This window comes from Dietzia sp. KRD202 (assembly GCF_017168155.1).
Classification (GTDB): Bacteria; Actinomycetota; Actinomycetes; order Mycobacteriales; family Mycobacteriaceae; genus Dietzia; species Dietzia kunjamensis.
In genome coordinates, this window is sequence record NZ_JABFAN010000021.1 from 1 (window position 1) to 404 (window position 404).

A 404-nucleotide genomic window follows, 5' to 3' on the forward strand; every position below is an offset into this window, starting at 1 on the left:
GGCCGGGGCGCGCGTGCTCGACGTGCGCGAGCATGACGAGGTGGCAGCGGGCATGATCCCCGGCGCGCAGCACCTGCCGCTCGCCGCGCTGCTCGCCGACCCGCGCGCGGCCGCCGGCGACGGCGAGCAGACGGTCGTCGTGTGCCGCACGGGCCCGCGCGCGCACGCCGCCGCCGCGGCGCCGCAGGCGGTGGGCGTCGACGCCGCGGTGCTCGCGGGCGGGATGCTCGCGTGGGACGCCCGGCGGCAGGGCGCCCGGGCGTGACCGGCGCGCCGATCGAGGTCGAGGCGCAGCTCGCGACCGTGCTCGCACGCGTGCGCGCGCTGCCGACGGAGACGCTGCCGGTCGCGCTCGCGCTCGGCCGCGTGCTGCGCGAGCCGGTGCGCGCCCTGGTCGACATCCC

At 81.4% G+C, this 404-nt stretch carries 1 protein-coding gene; it reads left to right on the forward strand.

Going from position 1 to position 404, the window contains the following annotated elements; all coding sequences use genetic code 11:
- A partial coding sequence (locus J1M64_RS18360) for a rhodanese-like domain-containing protein (RefSeq protein WP_206475131.1) occupies positions 1 to 265 on the forward strand: 265 nt, incomplete at its 5' end.
- Positions 266 to 404: the final 139 nt, after the last annotated feature.